The following is a 16,016-nucleotide window of genomic DNA, read 5'->3' as shown; positions in this document are numbered from 1 at the left end:
GGATTGTCCTTCTCACCAGAGGTTGTACAGCCGGCCGATCTCGTAGTTCGCGCGGCGCTCCAGGTCGCTCAGGCCGGTCTTCTCGCTGACCCATTCGATGGCTCCCTTGCCCGCGTCCGCGGCGGCCTCGCCGCCGACGATGAGTCCCTTGGCGGCGAGTTCGGCGGTGGCGTAGACGGCCATCGGGATCTCCCACGCCTCGGCGATGGTGAGGTTGATCGCGGCGTCCTCCGTCCGGCTCAGGCCGTAGCCGAGGTCTTCGTAGAAGACCTGCTGGGCGATGAGGTCCAGGCCCGGAATGGCCATCGCTATCCGCTTGCCGGCAATCTTCGCCGGGCCCTTGAGCGATTCCAGGCCCTTCGCCGCCTTGAGCGCCTTGCTCTCGGACTTCACGGCGCCACCGAGTCCCTCGGCGGCGTTCAGCACCTTGGTCTCCTGCTTCACCGCGCCACCGACGCCCTCGGTGGCGGTCAGGGCGGTCTTGGACATCTTCGCCGCCTTGTCGACCACGGCCTTCTCGACGCTGCCGCCCTGGACCGCCTTGACGTACGGCGCCTTGATCAGGTCCTCCATGTCCCCCACCCCTTTCAGCTTGGCCGCGCCGGTCTTGTAGTCGATGGCCGCCTCGACGACGTCCGAGGCGTTCTTGCCGATCAGGTCCTTCACGTCCGTGACGGGCGACTTGAGCAGGGCCACGTCCATGGTGCGGAAGTCCTTGGCGGCCTTGCCGAACTGCCCGGGCTCACCGAACGCGACGATCTTCCCCGTGGTGTCCACGATCACCTCGGGGGCCAGCCGGACCCCGCCCGGGACCCGGGCCGGTGACTTCGGGTCGATGCTGAGGATCGACTCCAGCGTCAGGTGCGCGCGGGTGCCCTGTTCCGCCCGGCTCAGCCCCTTGAACTCGTCCTGCGGAATGTCGTCGATCACCTGCTGCAGGCGGCGCAGGACCTCCTTGGCCTCCTCGTCGAGGGTGCCGTCCGGGTCGCTGGTCATGGTGGGACGGCCACGGCAGTATTCGTACGGGTTCAGTCCGGCCGCGGTCCCCTGCGGGTCGGCGCTGGTCCACCTGCCCAGCCACGGCGCGTAGTACCGGGCGGAGTGGTAGCTGAACCCCGTCTCCTCGTCGCGTTCCCGGCCGGTGTGCCGGTAGCGCTTGAGGCTCACCTCGGCCACGCCGCGCCCCGCCCGCAACGACGACGTGCCGTACGGGTGGTACTCCTCGTACGAGATCAGCGCCGCGTCCGGGTCCAGTTCCACGGCGGCCGACCCCAGGTGGTCGCCGAACTGGTAGCGGATCACCGGCTCGCCGCCGTCCGCCGTCTCGACCAGCGCGATCCGCCGCTCGTCGTCCATCACGTGCAGCGTCTCGCGGGTGACGGCGTTCACCCCGAAGCTGCGGAAGAGTTCGTAGCCGCCGACGTACACGCGGTCCGACCGGCGTACGCCGAACTGATCGTCCACCACCTTGCGGACCCGCTGGCCGGTCTGGTCGTACACGTAGTAGGCGGTGCCGCCGCCACCCAGATCGACCGTGCGGAGCCGGTTCTGCCCGTCCCAGGTCATTTCGCGGCCGTTGAGCCTGGTGATGCAGCCGGCGGCGTCCACCCCGCCGGCGTCGGTGTAGTCGTACGTCTCGGCCGTGGTGGTGCCGTTGCCACGTACGGTCCGGGTCACCCGGTTGCTGCCCGGGGCGTACTCGTAGCTGCGCGTCCAGCTGCCGGCGCCGGCCAGGTGCCGCATCGAGCGGAAGTTGCCGGCCGGGTCGTAGTCGTACCGCTCGCGGTAGGTGCGCAACGCGGCGAGGTCGTTGAGGTGTACGGCGATGTCGTCCGGTGCCACGTGTTCCCGGCCGGTGGTCTCGACCAGCCGGTAGCGCGCGTCGTAGGTGAACCCGGAGACCGGCTCGACGCGCTGGTTGTCGTGGGTGACGACGGCCAGCGCCGCGTCCTCGATCCGGGTGATGTTGCCGACCGCGTCGTACGTGTACCGCAGGTCCTGTACCACTGTCGGGTCGACGAACAGCGCGGCACTCGTCCCATCGCCGGCCGGCCGGGTGGTGCGCATCCGGACCAGCCGGAACGTCTCCGGGTCGTACGCGTACGTCGTCGACGCGCCGTTGCCGTAGATGATCCGTTCCCGCTGCCCCTTGGCGTCGTAGTCGATGCTCGTCACGAACGCCGTCCAGGTGCCGCCCAGGCGCATGTCCACCCGATCGAGCAGCCCACCCGCGTTGAAGCCCGGCCGGTACACGGTGCCGTCCGGCGTGGTGACCTGGCTGGGCCGGTTGAGCGCGTCGTACCCGGTACGGGTGGTGTGGCTGCCGTCGTCGGCCGCCGGATCCGCCTGCCAGTCGACCTCCCGGCGGTAGTCCGCCAGCAGGTCCCGGCGTACCTCGACCGGGTTGCCCTTGAAGTCGAAGGCCACGTTGGTGAGCACACCGGCGCCGTCGCAAACCTGGTACGTACGGGTCCGGTGGTTGGCCGCCGCGCCCTCGCTCTCGCCGTAGACCGTTCGTTCGGCCAGCCGCGTCACACCGGCCTCGGTGACGAACCGGCCGGTGGGGCGGCGCAGTGCGTCGTACGTGACGCGCCGGGTGAACCCTCGGCTGTCCCAGGACAGCCACGGCTCGCCGCTGACGTCGCCCAGCAGCCACCGCTCTCCCGCGTCCATCGTGGACGCGTAGATGCGGTTGCCGAGCAGGTCGTACTCGTAGCGGGCGACCAGGCGGGGTACGGCGTCGTACACGGCCCGCTCGTTGCCCGTGATGTCCAGCTCGACGCGTTCCGCGTGCTCCTGCTCGACCTCGGCGCCGTCGCGGACGAAACGGTTGGTCGTGACCGTCAGGAACGGCCGGCCGAGCGCGTCCAGGTGGGCGACGGCCGGCGTCTGCCGGTGCACGGCGGTCTGCTCGGCGGCGGTACGCGCCGGATCGCCCACCGTACGGGCCATCCGCCGCTCGTACCAGGTCGGGGAGAACACGGCGACCGGCAGCCGGCCGATCAGGCCGCCCACGTCGGGGTCGTTGCGCGGGTCGGTGGTGCCGTCCGCGTGCAGCACCGTGTCGTTGCCGTCGTAGCTGGCCCGCTGCCAGGGATCGAAGACGATTTTTTCCCAGCTGTGGTCGGAATGCACGGTGGCGACCTGCCGCCCGAGGGGGTCGTAGAGCAGCCACGGGCTGACCCCGATGCTGGCGTCGGCGTCGACCCGGTGGGTGTCGCTGAAGAACGGCTCGAACACCCGGACCGGTTTGCCCTTGCTGTTGTAGATGGTCCAGCCGCTACCCACCCAGCGCGGCGCGCCGTGGCCGTCGACCAGTTCGGGCCGGCCGTCCGGGCCGAGCACGATCGCGCCGTCGGCGTCGCGGCGCGGCACCGGGCCCGGCTCGGCCTGGGCCTTCTTCTGCATTTCCCGGCCGAAACCGTCGGAGTAGCCGAAGACGATCTGGACCGCGGCCTGCTCGCCCGGGGCGAGCGCGCTCACGTGGGTTTCGCGGGTGATCACCGCGACGCACACCGGCACCTGGTCCAGGTCGTACACGACGCGGGTGGTCGCCGTGCCGAGATGCGCGACGGCGAGCGGGCGGGGATCCTGCGCGGCCCGGTAGCGGGCGGTCTCGGCCGGGGTGAGGTCGCTGACGAACGCGGCGAGCGAGTCGCCCTCGGCCGGAGCGGGCGTCTCCTTGCCCATGACCGCGGTGCCGGCCACCCTGCCCAGCGCGTCGAACGCCACCTCGGAGCGGTTGCCGTTGGACTCGGTGACCAGCCGGGGCTGTAGCACCCGGTAGTCGTTGACGGCGGCGACGACGTTGCCGAGCGGGTCCTCGGTCCGGACCGGCAACAGGTCGTGCCCGTCGTAGCCGGTGACCGTCGTCTGCCCGAACGGATCGCGGTGGCGGTGTGGCAGGAAGAAGTGCTGCCGGGCGTACGCGAGTTCGCCGGCCGCGTCCGGGCCGCCCGGGGCGTTTGGCGCGTAGAAGACCCGGCCGCTCGGCAGCCACCAGTTTCCGTCCCCGTCCAGGTCGACGTACCCGCCCCCGGCCGGGCTGAGCTGATCCGCCTGGGGATAGACGCTGGCCAGAAGGTCCGCGGTGAACGCCAGGCGGTAGCTCTCACCCGGCAGGCCCAGCGGCGCGTGCCGCCCCTCGGGCAGCAGGCCGCCGAGGTCGTCGCGCAGATACCGGGTACGGACCCGCTCTACGAGGCGGATCGCGGACGGATCCGGGTCCTCGAACGGCACCACGCCGGCCAGCCCGGTGACCTCGTAGGTGCGGACGTCGTACGGCAGCGGGGTACGGTGGGCGCCGGTCCAGTCCGACGGGTCGGGCCCGGAGGAGTCGGGCTCGGTGTAGTCGGTCACCGTGTACGTGGCGAGGCTCGTCTCCTGCCGATCGGCGTCGTCACCCGCCAGCGGGCCGCGGCCGGACCGGCGGCCGTAGCCCACCGACAGCGACCGGAGCACGTTGCCGAACTCGTTCACCGCGAGCGTCATCGTGTGGCTGACCCGCGGATCGTCCGGGTTCCGTTCCTGGTGGGTGGTGCGGGACTCCCGGGCGTGGGTGAAGAAGACGGCGTGCCGGTTGTCGTCGCCGCGGCGCTGCCGCGCCTCGACGGTGAAGGTCTGCTCGGTGACGGCGTACGGATGAACGGCAGCGGGCGTACCGTCGCAGCCGTACACCTCCTGCCGCAGCATGACGCCCTTGAGTGCCCGGCGTGCCTCCCGCTCCTCCCCCGCGTCCAGCCCGGCCGGCAGCACGCACCCGGCCAGGTCCGGGCCGCCGGTGTGGAACCAGGTCCTCGTCAACACCGGCGGGGTGAGATCGTCCTCGTCGGTGTCCCACTGCTCGACCATGCCGAAGCCGCGGAACTCCCGTTCCTCGCCGTCGAAGTAGCCGTCGCGGTACGCGTACCGGGTGACGAACCGGTTGCCGGCCACCCGGTCGTAGGTCTCGACCCGGTCCACGACGTGCACCGGGAACGGAAGCCTGGTGACCCAGGGCCGGCCGTCCCGCTTGTCCTGAAGGTAGAAGCGGGTGGACGGGACGTACCGCACCCGGGTCTCCGCGCCGAGGTTGTTCACCGCGGCCACCAACAGGTGCGGCTTGCCGTCGCCCATCAGCCGGACGAAACGCAACGGCCGGCCCGCGTCCCCGGGCAGCGGCGACGACCAGACCAGGCAGGCGGTACCGTTGCCCAGCAGATCGGTGGCCGTGATCGTGGCGAGGTCGTCGACGGCCGGGAACACCGGCAGGACGTGGGCGTCGCTCCACCCGTTGCCGGCCTCGTTGAAATACAGGCGTACGCCGTCGCGGTGCAGGTAGATCAGGTCGACCGTGCCGGTGCCGTCGATGTCGGCCAGGCGCAGGCGTTCCGGGTCGTACTGGTCCGGGTCGTCGAAGACCGGGGACCGGTCCATGGTGACGGGGTCGCCGAACCGCCCGTGGCCGAGGTTCGGCCAGTAGCAGACCTCACCGTTGCGGATGCGGACCAGGTCGGTGAGGCCGTCGCCGCTCATGTCCGCGAGGTGGATCGTGCCGGCGGGGCCACCCAGGTCCGGCAACCGGGGCAGCCGGCGCGCCGGGTCGAACCCGTCCTCGCCCCGGGACCGGTGCCAGACAAGGGCGTCGTCCTCGGCGATCAGCACGTCGCTGCGGCCGTCGCCGTCCAGGTCGACGAAGCGCGCGGCCGGATCGCTGATCCGGCGGTGGAGGGTACTCGGGAACGACCGGAACGGCTGCCACCCCTCGGCCTCGTCGTGCTCGTAGAAACCCGGCGTCGCGCCCTCGAACACCACCAGGTCGAGCGTGCCGTCGCCGGCCAGGTCCAGGAACTGAGCACCGGTGCTGGTGCCGGTGCTGCTACCGGTGTCGGCGTTCGGTCGGGACGCGACGAGTTCGAGCGGCGCGAACGTCACCTCGCCGTCGCCCAGCGGGCTCAGGTTCCGCCTGTAGAACCAGGCGCCGGCCTGCTCGGCCAGGATGCCGGGGACCCCCTCGCCGTGCAGGTCGACCCACTGGTGAGCCGGGTCCGCGAACCCGGCCGGCAGGTTCCGCAGACTCTCCGGGTCGGCCTCCTCGACCTCGCCCCGGATCTCGGGACGGGTGTACGAGAATTCGATCGACGGCAGGGCACGGCTCAGAAACCGGTCGCCGACTCGCCGATATCCGTGCTGGGTGACGGTCGCCAGGAACGTGTGCGCCGGGTCCGACGCGTACCCGAAGTCGGTGGACCGGACCAGGCAATCCGACCCGACGTCCGGCTCGCCGGGAAAGTGGTGGAACATCAACACCCGCCGGCAGAGCCGGGCGGTACGCACCTCGAAGCCCGCCCGGTAGGACGAGAACGCGTCGGCGCGACGGTCCCACGCGCGCGTCGACTCCACGCTGGCGGTGACCCAGCGCCGACCCTCGGCGTCGGTGGTGTCGCCAGTCAAGTGGCCGTCGCCGTAGTCGAACACCACCTCGAACATCCAGTCGGCCGCTTCGATCGTGGCCGCCGGCACGGCGGCCGGGCGGCGGCCGGAGACGTCGAGCAGCGGCACCCGGTTGCCGTACCGGATCGACTTCAGGTAGCGGTTCGCGGTGCGGTGGCGGTGCCGCTCGTGCGGCCGGGTGAGGTCGACACCTCGCTCGTCCTCGGGCAGGTAGCGGTAGACGACCGCGTTGCCCTTGTCGTCGCGAGTCTCGCAGATGAGCCAACTGAAGACCCGTCCGTCCTGCGAGATCCGGGAGTCGTCGGTCGCCCCGTACACGGTCAGCACATTGTCCCTGCTGATCGACCGCCAGTGCGTCTCGCCGTCGGCGGCGACCCATCGTTCGATCTGGGCGAACAGTCCCTCGATCCGCGGCCGGTAGCGGTGGACGGTGTAGCCCGGCGTCCCCGGGTCCTGGAACCGCGTGCCATCCGGGTTGAGCAGTGGGACGAGATCCTCGGCACCGGAGAGCAGGAAGACGTCCGACTCCGCACCGTCGACGTAGCGGGGCAGTCCCCGTTCGGTCTTGCGCGTGATGGCCGGCGTGGACAGCGACCAGCCGAATCCGAACGGCCCGTTGCCGGCGCCGGAGTCGTACGTCAGCGACAACTGCGGCCCGAACCCCGACCGGCCCGCGGACGTGGCCAGTGGAACCGAGAACCTGCCGGTACCGGTGGCCACGTTGGTCGTGAACGTCTCGCCGATCCCGCGGATGGCGCCGCCACCCTTGGGCAGCGTGATCGACGGCCCGGTGAGGCTCGGCGACTGGTCGTCCGGTGAATCCATGGGCACCTGGGCCTTCCCAGCGCGGCGTCCGTAGAAGGTACCGCGACCAGGATTCCGGCCCTGTCACGCAACGGACACTTCAATCAGAACCAGCCGACCGGCGGGGCTTTGTCCTCAAAGGAGTGGCGAAGAGACAGCCCGATACCCTGACGCGCCGCCACTTCCTCTGGTCTAGGCACTGTTCCGGGTCCAGATCGACCGGCCGAAGCGCCAACGCGCCACCCCGGCGACATGCCATCTCGGTGTACAGCCGAAGCAGAAGGCTGTCCAACGCCGGATCATCACCTGCGATGAACACCAGACCACCTGAAGCGGCATGAGCGTGGACGTCGCCTGAGGTAGCTTCTGCGGATGCCTCATGATCCGTTGCAGGACATGCCCGCCGAATCTCGCGCGGAGCTGACGGCGGCTGTCTGCGCTGCCACCGACATCGATCCGGCTACTGCGGGGGACATCATCCGCTCGACTGAGCCATTTTGGGATGCGATGGAACGAGCCGGCGGCCTCGTGGACTCGTGGGGTGGCGGCGAGTTCTGTTACGTCCTGCCGAGGGTCTTGTCGTTCATCCGGCAGACCGCCAATCCGTAGCGCAATCGGCGATCCCTTCGCCCTGTCACCGGCGCGACCGGACGGCACCTGACTCAAGCGATCGTGACGCTGCGCGGGCGCGGTCCGCGGCAAGAGAGTGCATTCTGGGCCAGCTCCGTCGGCGCCGATCGCGTATCTTGCAGACATGCCAGTGGCATCCGCCGACCCGCTGCAAGCTGCGGTCGCTACCCCACCACATCGCCGCCTCGCCACGATCGCGTTCTCTCTAGCGCTGGTCGCCGTAGGGCTGATCGGCGGCTTCGGGGCAGCCAAGCTTGCCGACGATCCGCACACCGCCAAGCCGGAGCTGCTCGCTGGGACGGTCACCTGGTCGAATGACCAGACCAGGTCCATCGCCTTCGAAGCAGACGGGGCCCCACGGGGCCCTATCGATGGCGACACGATCTACTCGGTGATCGCCGAAAGCTGGCGGGACGTGAACGGGACACTGCACCACGACGGCACCTATCCAACCTGCCTGGCCGGCGAGAAGGACAACCCCGTCTCAATGGACCGGCACCGAGTCGAGCTTGAGGTCCTACACCGAGACACGGGCAGTCAGCCACAGCACATCGCCGTCCGCGTCCACTGCCTCGACTAATGGCGCAGGAGCCCGGGCGCCAGCACTTTTCGCTTCCCCTCGGCCGCCAGGTCGGCCCGAAATGATCGTGGTGAGACGCACGCTCATCGGCATGAGCGGACGCCGCCCTACCGCCTCCGCGGGGGCGCCAGCGCTGACCACTTCGGGCAGGCCGAAGAGGTCACTCAGCTAGCGGGACCAGCTACTGATCCGGTGCGACGGGACTGCGCGCTCGGACATCGATGTGCTTTAGGCCTGCCACTGTGACGACCGACGACTCGGGACCCTGCGGACACGAGCCATGCTGGGAGCATGGGCCCTGAACACTTCGGTATCCACTGGAGGTCACGCCGCACCGCTCGACCACATCACCACAGGTCCAAGCCCTCGTCTCTGTCCGACGCCGGTGAGCACTTCGGGTGCGGTGACCTCTTCGCCAACCTGCACCCAATCTGCTGCCAGTCGCAAGGCCAGGCTGGCCAACGACTCCTCACATCCTTGACCTGAGCGCACTCTCCTACCAGGCTACATAGAGCGTCGTCGACTGCTGCTCAGAACCGCGGAGCACTCCGCGGGAAACAGGACACCGCACCGGCTCTGACTTGCGGCGACAGAACCTTGCAGGTCGTGATGGGTGCAGTTGTATGCCGCTCGGTGCGGTTAGGCGCTGTTCAATGCGGTTCAGTGCATCCGTCTGCTCCCCCGCCTGACGCCCTTGGGCCGGGCCGGCCTCCTGCTTCGAGGTGCCATCGCGACGCCGCGCAGGCTGAGGTGAGCGCGTCGGCCTCGTCTCGGGCGGCGTCCTGGGTCGGCAAAGCAGCTTGGAGGGTCTCCTCCTTGATCTCACCGGCCGCGCGGCCTATCGACTGACGCGCGGGACGCGACCCGTTTGTTCGGCAGGGCGATGGGTACCCGCCGGTCCAGCCGACAGGACGATTGGCAGAGGTAGGGGGTGACCATGGCGGGAGACGAGCAGTACGAGCGGGGTCTTGAGGCGCTGCGACAGGCCGACGGCGGCGCCGCGCAGAGACTCCTGGAAGCCCTCGCCGACGTCTCGCCCGAGCTCAGCCGTCGCTCCGTCGCCTGGTCCTACGGGGATCTCTACGTCCGGCCCCAGCTCGCGCGCCGGGACCGGGAGCTGCTCACCCTCGGCATTCTGACCGGCCTCGGTGATGCCGGGGCCCAGCTAGAGGTGCACGTCAACGGGGCACTCAACGCGGGCCTGACGCCGTCGGAGATAGTCGAGGCGCTGCTGCAGGCGGTGGTCTACTGCGGCGTGCCGCGGGCCGTCAACGCCACGCTCGTCGCCAAGAAGGTCTTCGCAGAGCGCAACCTGCTACCTGTCCCGGCAAGCCCCACCCCGGCCGACTGACCTCGCCGTCGTCGCTCACGCGTCGCCGACACAGCTGATAGCGCCCGCTCACGCCGCCTCGTCTGCTGCCGGCCACAGGCGACGCCGCTCGGCTGACGGCCGGGAGCAAGCTGGCCGACCTCTTCGAGATCGCCGGTGTGTAGGTGATCGAGACGGCGTGGCCTCTGCTCCCGCGGGTGGGTTATTGGGGGACCGTCGTCGTGGCGCGGCCACAGGGGTTGTTGGTCGATCAGGTTGGCATGAGCAAGCAGCGGTGGGCCCGGATCGGCTGTACGAATCGCTCTTCGCCGGTCTGGTGGACGGCACCCTGCAACCAGACGACCCGGAGCACTCCGGCCGCAGGTGGGCGGACGAGCGGGCGACCGGTCGGGACTGACGCTCATGCCGAACGTCCAGCTAGGCCCGTCAATTCAGTCTGGCTGAGCGACTACCGTCAACACGTGTTCGATCCCACGATCATCTTCGACACCTCCGGTCCGTTGGAAAACTCGCTCACCGACGAGCTTCTGCGTGAGGTGCAGGCGCAGCTCGGACACAAGCTACCCGCTGCGTACGTCGACCTGGCCCGGCGCCACAACGGCGGGGTGCTGGCCCGCGACGCCCACCCCTCGCCCAGCCGGACCTCCTGGTCGGCAGGCCACGTGGCGGTGTACACACTGGCGGCGATTGGTCACACTGCCTCCTTCAGTCTGTGCGGCGAACTCGGGAACGCGTTCTGGATGACGGAGTGGGGCTACCCCGACATCGGCGTCTACATCGCCGACTGCCCCTCAGCGGGCCACGACATGATCGCTCTCGACTACCGATCCCCCGGCGAGCCGACGGTCATACACGTCGACCAGGAGTGGGACTACCAGATCACCGTCATCGCCCCCGACTTCGAGACGTTCCTGGGCAGCCTCGTCGACGCGGCCGAGTTCGACGGAGACGACTGACCGCGCGTCACCGGCCTTCCATCCCGAGTGCTGCCCACCACCTGACGATTGAGCAGTTCACGGGCGGGGTAGTGCCCGTCCTCGCGGAAGATCAAGCGGCGGCCGTCCCCGGTCCGCTGGGCGGAAGGGGTATCACCGGTGCGGACGTGGGGGCGCGACGCCGTCGCGCGGTTGCGGGGCGACGGGATGACCGTGGTCGAGCTGACCGCCGCCGCGGTGGTCGCCTGGATCGTGGCAGCGGTGGTGATCCGTCACCCGGACCCGTTCTACGCCCCGACCGCCGCGCTCGTCGTGCTCGGTGAGTCCCGCGGTCGACGGCTGCGGCAGACCGTCGAGATCCTGCTCGCCGTGGCCGCCGCCGTGCTCGTCGCGGAGCTGCTGGTGTACGCGCTGGGCCCGGGCACCGGCACGGTCCTGCTGGTGCTGGTACTGACCACCACGACGCTCGTGGTGATCGGTGCCCGCCGTGCCCTGGTCGTGCAGGCCACCGTCTCGGCCATGTACCTGGTCGTGGTCGCCGCGCCGCACGGGACGCTGATGCCGTTCCGCTTCGTCGACGCGCTCATCGGCGGCGCGGTGGCGTTGGCGGCCAGCCAGCTGATGACCGCCCGCGACCCGCTGGCGCCGCTGGTGGCGCAGGCCCGGTGCAGCTACACCGACCTGGCCGACCTGCTCGATGAGGTGAACGCGGCGCTGCAGGGCTGCGACGAGGATGCCGCCCGCGTCGCGCTGGACCAGGCCCGGCAGGTGGACGACTGCGTCGCCCAGCTGCAGACCGCCGTGCTCGCCACCGGTGAGACGCTGCGGCTGGGGCTGCGCCGCCGGCACCTGGGCAAGCTCGCCGACGTGGAAGGAACGCTGCGGCAGCTCGACTACGCCGCCCGCAACATCCGGGTGCTGGCCCGGGCCGGTGTGACCCTGACCCGCCGGCACGCCGCCACACCGCCGGAGCTGGCCGCCGCGATTGGCGCGCTGACCGCCGCCGTACGGTCGGCCGGGGAGGCGCTGGCCAGCGACCTGAGCGGCGCCGACGCCGACCGGCATGCGCAGCGGGCCGACGCGGCGGCCCTGGAAGCGGTCCGGATCGCCGCGGGCCTGCTCCGGTCCGACCCGCCGCTGCCGGTCACCATGATCGTCGGACAGATCCGGTCGACCGCCATCGACCTGCTACGCGGCGTCGGCCACGACGACATGACGGTGCTGGACCGGGTGGACGAGGCGCTCGGCCTGCGCCGGGCGTGACGCCTGTCGTCCGGCCGGAGACAACGATCCGCGCCACAACGTGATGCCGCGTCACAGCGTCCGGCGCCACCGCTTGGCGGCGACCGACGACGGCGTGGCGTTGCCCGACTCCACGTTCTCGCTGTTCGCGAACGATCGTCCGGGTATGCGTCGGGGGTTACGCTGACCCGGTGGCGAGGGACAAGTGGGCCCAGTGGCTCCTTGCCCGCCGGGACGGCAACAGCGCGGGCCTGCGCGCCCGTAACGCCCTGGATCTGGCGGCGTTCCGTGACGGCGTCCTTGAGGGAGCCGGGCTGGTGGCCGACGACGTGGTCCTCGACGTGGGCTGCGGGACGGGACTGATCGCGTTCGGCGCGCTGGATCGGCTCGGCCCGGACGGCCGAGTCATCTTCAGCGATGTCTCACCGGATGTGCTCGACGAGTGCCGGCGCACCGCCGGTGGCGACGAGCGGTGCAGCTTTGTGGTCGCGCCGGCCGATGACCTCGCCGGAATCGCTGACGCCTCTGTCGACGTCGTGACCACTCGCTCGGTGCTCATCTACTCCGACCGCAAGGCCGCCGCCTTCGCGGAGTTCTTCCGGGTCCTGCGGCCGGGCGGACGGATGTCCCTGTTCGAGCCCATCAACGGCTTTGCAGAGCGGCTCCGGCCCGATGATCTGTTCGGCTTGGGCAACTCGCCCGTCAACGACCTGATCGCCAAGGTCAGCGATGTCTACCGGAGCACCACCGCGGAAACCACCCGACCGATGATGGACTTCGACGAGCGTGACCTGGTCGACTGGGCAGTATCCGCCGGCTTCGAGGCGGTGGAGCTGAGCTACCGCGCCCAGGTCGACGTGCCCGCCGACCCGATCATGGACTGGGAGGCACTCAAGCTAGTGGCACCCAACCCCCTGGTCCCCACGTACGGCGAAGCGATCGCTGCCGCCCTGACCGACGACGATCGCGAGCGTCTCGACACATACATGACAGCCCTGGCCGCGGCTGGTACGCCGACGCGGCGCACGATGGCCACGGTGTTCCTTCGCGCACGGCGTCCGCACGGGTCCCGCTGAGGACGTACCGCGCCGCCCCGCACTCACTGACCCGACGGACACACGTCTTGCGCTGGCCCGGTTGTCCTCAGCAGGACCACCGCCTCGCCCCCTTCAACCATCGCGAGCCCGAGCTGCAATCGCGCTGATCGCGACAGGCACGGAGGCCTGTCAGTTTGCGACGGCCGTCGGTCAGGTGGAGGTGACGTAGTCCCGGACCAAAGGCGGCGACATGCTCCGCTGTGCCGTGGTGCGCGACGGCCCCTGCCGAGCCGCCCCCGTCGGCATCGGGGAGGCCTTGACCTGCGCACACTCCCCTACCGGGCGACATGAAGCGTTATCGATCGCATCGCAGAACCGCGGAGCACTCCGCGGCAAGCAGGACGCTGCACCCACTCTGACCTGTAGAAACGAGAAGCCGCAGGTGGGCGCGGGTGCAGTTGAGCGCCGTTGCGGGCAGTTGGATGCAGTTCAACGCCATTCAGCTCACCCGACTGCTCCCCACGTGCTCCCCGATCCCCGGCGCGGCGGCCACGGCGTCCCGGCGCCTTGGCGCTTCGCATCGCCGCGTCTCCCAAGGAACAGCACCGCGGCTGATAATCACTCAACGTGATCGACGTCCTGAGACAGCGCGCACGGTCGGCGGCAGATCCGGGTGGATAGACTTTCAGGCGCTTCCAGACCTTGTCCGTTTGGACTGGGAAACGTCCTCAACGATCACGAAACGCGAGGGGAATGGACAGCAACGGGATCGTCTTGCTCTCGGGCCCTCCGTGCTCGGGCAAGACCACGGCAGGGGCGGTTCTGGCTGCGGAGCAGTACTCCTCGGGTCACGGTCGGATCCACCTGGAGGTCGACACCCTCTTCGACCTCCTGTTCCCTGGATCCGATCGGAATCGTGACGATCGCCTGCGCGCCTACGACGGTACGCACCTCCTCGCCCGCATGTTTGTCGATCATGAAGAGACTGTGGTCCTTGAGTGCACCTACGCTCGGCGTGACCAGCGAGCCAGTCTCCTGAAAGCGTTGGCCGGCTCCTCTGCATCGCTCCGGGTCGTCGAGTTCTTCGTGACGCCCGAAGAGGCCGTGAGCCGATTCCGGGAGCGTCACCAAGCCACGGATCTCGACGAAGCGCTCGTCCGCGAGCGGGCCGATGCGTTCCCGTACTTCGACGAGGCCCTCCGCCTTGAATCATCCGCTGGGACCCCCGAGGAACACGCCCAGAGCATCATCAGGTGGCTGCAACAGAGTCCTCGGCCAGTGGACCAGGAGGCGTGGGCTCGGGCTGGAAGGGGCTGGAGCTGAGGGCTGCATTAGATCCACAGTCCCCTCATCGACAATTGAGGGCGTCGTCGGCGCCGGTGCGACCCACGACGGTGACGCCTTGGGGCCCGCCGAAGAGGTCTCCAGCCTGAAGGGCCTGCTCAGGACGTCACCCGTGGGATCGGTGTCTCAAATGACGGAACTGCAGCGCCCGCTGCGCCTGCCCGCACCGCGCACCGTCGCGCCCACCGCGCTGCGGTTGACCATGGCCGGCTGAGCGACTGCTCCCGCTCCGGTCAGCCAGCCCCGAAGCAGACGAACGCCGCCGCGGTGGCCTGGGCGGGACCGTCGCCCGCCGCACCGAACGCCCACTGCGCGTCGGCGAGGGCTCGCGCCGGGCCGGCACCCGCCCGCATCCGCGCGTGCAGGTCCAGCATCAGTGCCGTGGTGGGCTCGGCCGGCACGGGCAACACGGTCGCGATCAGGCACCGGGTGCCGAGCGCCAGGAGCACCGCGGTGAACCCCATGACCTCGTCGCCGGGGCGTAGCCCGGTCAGGCCGGAGTCACAGGCGGAGAGCACCACGCAGCCGGGCGGCCGGGCGACCGCCTCCCACTCGTGGGCGAACAGCGGCCCGTCGGCCAGTTCCAGGGTGGAGAACTGCGGGTTGTCCGCGCGGAACGTGCCGTGGGCGGCGATGTGCACCAGCCCTGCCCCGTCCAGCGCGGCGGTCAACGCCGCGGCGGTGGCGTCGGGCCCGGTGAGCCGCCGCGCCCCGGGCAGGACCTGGGCGAGCCGGCATACCTCGGTGTGCCCGGCCGGCAGGCGCGGGCCGGCGGCCAGGACCGGCGGCCCGGCCGGCAGCTCCCGCCGGTCCGCCCCGAGCCAGGCGGTGGCCGAGGGGGCGACGGTCACCGGACGCCCCGCGCAGGTGGGCAGCGCCGACCAGGGCACCGCGTGCAGCGCCCCGACCGGAACGATCACCAGGGCCCGGTCTGCCAGCCGCCGCCGCAGCGGGGCGAACAGCAGCCGGTCCAGGGCGGCCGCGGCGTGGACGGCCCCCGCCCGCGCGGCGGCCGCGTCGCCGGTGGTGACCAGCCGGCGCAGGGCGAACCGGTGCCGGCGGGCCAGGTCCGACGCGGCGGCGAGCGGGCCCAGGTCGTGCAGGCTGGCCCGGCCGTCGCGGACCAGCACCGCCCGGATCCGGTCGCCGTGGGCCACCAGCTCGACCAGCACCCGGGAGCCGAGCCGCGCGGCCAGCGCGCCCACCCCGGGCGGGGCCAGCACGGCGCCCTCACCGGGCACCCGCCGGGCCAGGTCCCGGATGCGCTGCTCCAGCCGGGCCTGCCGGCCGCGCAGGGCGGTTGCCGGGCGGCCGGCCAGCACCTCGTCTTCGAGCAGGCCGCTGACCAGTCGGAGCTCAGCGAGCGCCGCCACCAGGTCGGGGTCGGCCGGGGGCCGGGCCGGCCGGGCCCGCAGCGCATTGGCCCGCCACCGCTCCGCCCACGCCAGGACCCGCGCCGGCGCGCCCGCCCGGACCGCGATGTCGAGGCCCTCGGCCGCCAGTTCCTGACCGTACGCTCCGCTGTGGGCACGCAGCTCCGTGGCGCCGAGCGACATGCGGTGCCGGTCGAGCACGGCCAGCCCGCGGCGCAGCGCCCGGGCGGCCCCGGGTTCGTCCCCGCCGAGCCGACGCGACAGGGCCAGGGCGTACCAGCCCTGTGCCCGCCGGTCGGCGGTGCCGCG

At 70.7% G+C, this 16,016-nt stretch carries 10 protein-coding genes; 8 read left to right on the top strand and 2 right to left on the bottom strand.

Going from position 1 to position 16,016, the window contains the following annotated elements; genetic code table 11:
* Window positions 1–12: 12 nt before the first annotated feature.
* Window positions 13–7,257 carry a SpvB/TcaC N-terminal domain-containing protein gene (locus tag ABZU52_RS23105; RefSeq protein WP_354973069.1) on the bottom strand — a complete coding sequence of 2,415 codons (7,245 nt, stop codon included), beginning with the start codon at window positions 7,255–7,257 and terminating at the stop codon, window positions 13–15.
* A 351-nt stretch (window positions 7,258–7,608) separates the two neighbouring features.
* Between ABZU52_RS23105 and ABZU52_RS23100 the strand changes: the two genes are divergently transcribed.
* From ABZU52_RS23100 to ABZU52_RS23065, 8 genes are all read left to right on the top strand, one after another.
* Window positions 7,609–7,845 (top strand): hypothetical protein, encoded by a 237-nt coding sequence (locus ABZU52_RS23100; protein WP_354973068.1) that lies wholly within the window; start codon window positions 7,609–7,611, stop codon window positions 7,843–7,845.
* Between the two features lie 151 nt (window positions 7,846–7,996).
* Window positions 7,997–8,446, top strand: coding sequence for a hypothetical protein (locus ABZU52_RS23095; protein WP_354973067.1), 450 nt, complete (start codon window positions 7,997–7,999; stop codon window positions 8,444–8,446).
* 937 nt (window positions 8,447–9,383) lie between these two features.
* The gene (locus ABZU52_RS23090; protein WP_354973066.1) at window positions 9,384–9,797 is read left to right on the top strand and encodes a carboxymuconolactone decarboxylase family protein; all 414 of its coding nucleotides are present in this window, start codon (window positions 9,384–9,386) and stop codon (window positions 9,795–9,797) included.
* A 253-nt stretch (window positions 9,798–10,050) separates the two neighbouring features.
* Window positions 10,051–10,173 (top strand): hypothetical protein, encoded by a 123-nt coding sequence (locus tag ABZU52_RS23085; RefSeq protein WP_354973065.1) that lies wholly within the window; start codon window positions 10,051–10,053, stop codon window positions 10,171–10,173.
* A 64-nt stretch (window positions 10,174–10,237) separates the two neighbouring features.
* Window positions 10,238–10,732 (top strand): SMI1/KNR4 family protein, encoded by a 495-nt coding sequence (locus ABZU52_RS23080; RefSeq protein WP_354973064.1) that lies wholly within the window; start codon window positions 10,238–10,240, stop codon window positions 10,730–10,732.
* Between the two features lie 138 nt (window positions 10,733–10,870).
* Window positions 10,871–11,974 carry an FUSC family protein gene (locus ABZU52_RS23075; protein WP_354973063.1) on the top strand — a complete coding sequence of 368 codons (1,104 nt, stop codon included), beginning with the start codon at window positions 10,871–10,873 and terminating at the stop codon, window positions 11,972–11,974.
* Between the two features lie 170 nt (window positions 11,975–12,144).
* The gene (locus ABZU52_RS23070; RefSeq protein ID WP_354973062.1) at window positions 12,145–13,029 is read left to right on the top strand and encodes a class I SAM-dependent methyltransferase; all 885 of its coding nucleotides are present in this window, start codon (window positions 12,145–12,147) and stop codon (window positions 13,027–13,029) included.
* Between the two features lie 714 nt (window positions 13,030–13,743).
* Window positions 13,744–14,313 (top strand): AAA family ATPase, encoded by a 570-nt coding sequence (locus ABZU52_RS23065; protein ID WP_354973061.1) that lies wholly within the window; start codon window positions 13,744–13,746, stop codon window positions 14,311–14,313.
* A gap of 254 nt (window positions 14,314–14,567) precedes the next feature.
* Here the strand turns inward: ABZU52_RS23065 and ABZU52_RS23060 are convergent.
* Window positions 14,568–16,016, bottom strand: a 1,449-nt coding sequence (locus tag ABZU52_RS23060; protein ID WP_354973060.1) for a CHAT domain-containing protein, incomplete at its 5' end; no start/stop codon positions are given.

The organism is Micromonospora sp. NPDC005220 (genome assembly GCF_040607895.1).
Taxonomy (GTDB): Bacteria; Actinomycetota; Actinomycetes; order Mycobacteriales; family Micromonosporaceae; genus Micromonospora.
Note: the sequence above shows the minus strand (reverse complement) of the source record. Positions and strands in the feature narration are given on the sequence as shown.

Excerpts from the sequence above, each read along its gene's own strand:
- ABZU52_RS23105 (WP_354973069.1), bottom strand. The coding sequence starts at position 7,257 with ATGGATTCACCGGACGACCAGTCGCCGAGCCTCACCGGGCCGTCGATC.
- ABZU52_RS23100 (WP_354973068.1), top strand. The coding sequence starts at position 7,609 with ATGCCTCATGATCCGTTGCAGGACATGCCCGCCGAATCTCGCGCGGAG.
- ABZU52_RS23090 (WP_354973066.1), top strand. The coding sequence starts at position 9,384 with ATGGCGGGAGACGAGCAGTACGAGCGGGGTCTTGAGGCGCTGCGACAG.
- ABZU52_RS23065 (WP_354973061.1), top strand. The coding sequence starts at position 13,744 with ATGGACAGCAACGGGATCGTCTTGCTCTCGGGCCCTCCGTGCTCGGGC.